This window comes from Intrasporangium mesophilum, assembly GCF_054783095.1.
In genome coordinates, this window is sequence record NZ_BAAGRF010000046.1 from 1 (window position 1) to 1,438 (window position 1,438).

The 1,438-nt window shown below is 68.8% G+C and carries 1 protein-coding gene; it reads right to left on the reverse strand.

All coding sequences use genetic code 11. The features are described from left to right. Positions 1-17: 17 nt before the first annotated feature. Entirely contained in the window at positions 18-1,205 is a 1,188-nt protein-coding gene (locus ACYVLP_RS23500) for an IS110 family RNA-guided transposase (RefSeq protein WP_460629712.1), read from the reverse strand. Positions 1,206-1,438: the final 233 nt, after the last annotated feature.

The window sequence follows — 1,438 nt, forward strand, 5'->3', positions numbered from 1 at the left end:
CATGGCTCCCTTCTGTGTCAAGACGCGGTCCGGAGCGGAGTTCTAGGCTTGCTCGTGGCGGGTCCGGGAAGTGGCTTGTCCGAAGAGCCGGTGTGGGGTTGTGAGCCGGTCGCGCTGGAGTCAGAGTCGTTGCCCCGGTGCCCTCCCGGGCTCGTCACCTTGGCGAGCCGGCCGGTGACGTAGTCGCCGAGCATGGTCCGGTACACCAGGTCGGACAGTCGGCGTTTGAGACACCGCATCGCTTCCATCGAGGTCTTCCCGGCGGTCTTCTTGCGGTCGTAGTAGGCCCGTCCCTCGGTCGGGGTGCGCAGCTGGACGGTGGCCATGATGTGCAGCACCCGGTTGATCTGCCGGTTCCCGCCGCGGGAGAGCCGGTGCCGCACGTGCTCGCCGGAGGACGCGTCGACCGGAGCGGTCCCGGTCCAGGAGGCGAAGTGGTTGCGGTCCGGGAACCGGGACAGGTCACCGACTTCGACCAGCAGCCGCGCCGCACCCGAGGGTCCGATCCCGTGCAGCCCGAGCAGCGACGTGCCGGTCGCGGCCACGAGCTGCCGCAGTTCCTTGTCCGCGGCCTTCTTCCGGGCGTAGATCCGCTCCAGGTCCGCCACGAGCTCCGAGGCCACACGTTTGCGGGTCTTACCGACCGGATCCCGGGGACGGACCCCGGCCAGGATGGTCTTGGCTTGCGCGGCGGACAGGTACTTCTTCGCGCCACCAGGCAGCATTTCCAACAGGATTCGGTGCAGCTGGCTGACCTTGCGGGTGTGCTCTTCACCGATCGAACGGCGCCGGTCCACCAGCAGCTGCAACACCTCCAGCCGCTCATCCGAGACCACCGGGCGCAGCCCAGCCATCCTCGTGCCGACCAGCGCCACCGAGTGCGCGTCGGTCGCGTCCGTCTTGCGGCCCTGCCCGGTGGCGAACACCCGCGCCCGCGCGGACAGCTTCGCCGGCACGTCGACAATGTCCTGCCCGTCGGCCAGCAGCCGGAGCGCGATGTGCCGCCCGATCCCCTCACAGCCCTCGATCGCCCAGACCCGCTCCGGCCACGGCGACACGTGCTCGAGCATCGCGGCATACCCCTCAACGGTCGTGTCGAACCGGCCCCCATCGAGGACCGTCTCGTCGGCGCTCATCACCTCGATCGTCACCGTCCGCTTGTGCGGGTCCATCCCGATCACGACCCGCAGGACCTGCTCACCCATGCCGTCCTCCCGTTGCCTCGAACCGATCACTGGTGGGCGTGGAGGGCACCGCTACTTAGAGCAGAGCAATCCCTTCTTGAGCCTCTCCAGCCCCGGCGGTGCCCGGGCGGCGCAGACCATGTGAGAGCCACACGACCAATCGTGGGCAGCCGCGGTTGAGAGCGACGAACCCGGGCACCTGAACCAGAGCCTGCGCAGGCACCGGTCCTGCCGTCAATGAAACAAGTAGCCGC

Bases quoted from the DNA above. Each gene is read 5' to 3' on its own strand.
- ACYVLP_RS23500 (WP_460629712.1), bottom strand. From the start codon at position 1,205: ATGGGTGAGCAGGTCCTGCGGGTCGTGATCGGGATGGACCCGCACAAG.